Origin of the sequence: Rhodopseudomonas palustris, from assembly GCF_003591005.1 — a bacterium.
GTDB lineage: Bacteria > Pseudomonadota > Alphaproteobacteria > Rhizobiales > Xanthobacteraceae > Rhodopseudomonas > Rhodopseudomonas palustris_K.
On record NZ_QYYD01000080.1, the window covers coordinates 1 to 560 of the forward strand.

Annotated in this window: 1 protein-coding gene; it reads left to right on the top strand. The window is 30.4% G+C overall.

Going from position 1 to position 560, the window contains the following annotated elements; translation table 11 throughout:
* Positions 1 to 216 precede the first annotated feature (216 nt).
* Positions 217 to 560: cadmium resistance transporter (locus D4Q52_RS26055; protein ID WP_234831328.1), on the top strand; the 344-nt coding region annotated here is incomplete at its 3' end.

The following is a 560-nucleotide window of genomic DNA, read 5'->3' on the forward strand; positions in this document are numbered from 1 at the left end:
CACTACAAATCAATAAAAACTCTACCTTTTACTCTACCTTTTTTAGATAAATATATCATCTGGATATTGAAGTTAAGCCCTGCTATCATTTCGATGGCAGGGCTTTTTAATATTTGGTACACTAACTTCTTATCTATATTTTGGTGGATTTTAAGTTGACATCTACAAAGTTTAATGTTAGAATACATTCAAAAATATATTTGAATGAGGTATTTTATGATTCAAAATGTTGTTACTTCGATAATCCTGTATTCTGGGACAGCCGTAGACTTACTTATTATCCTAATGTTATTTTTTGCCAAAAGAAAAAGCAGAAAAGACATCATTAACATCTATTTAGGACAATTTCTAGGCTCTGTTAGTCTAATATTCCTAAGTTTGCTTTTTGCATTTGTCTTAAATTATATTCCTAGTAAAGAGATTTTAGGTTTACTCGGTTTGATTCCAATTTTCCTAGGCCTAAAAGTTTTGCTTTTAGGAGATTCTGATGGAGAAGCTATTGCAAAAGATGGTTTGCGAAAAGACAATAAAAACCTGATTTTTCTAGTCGCTATGATTAC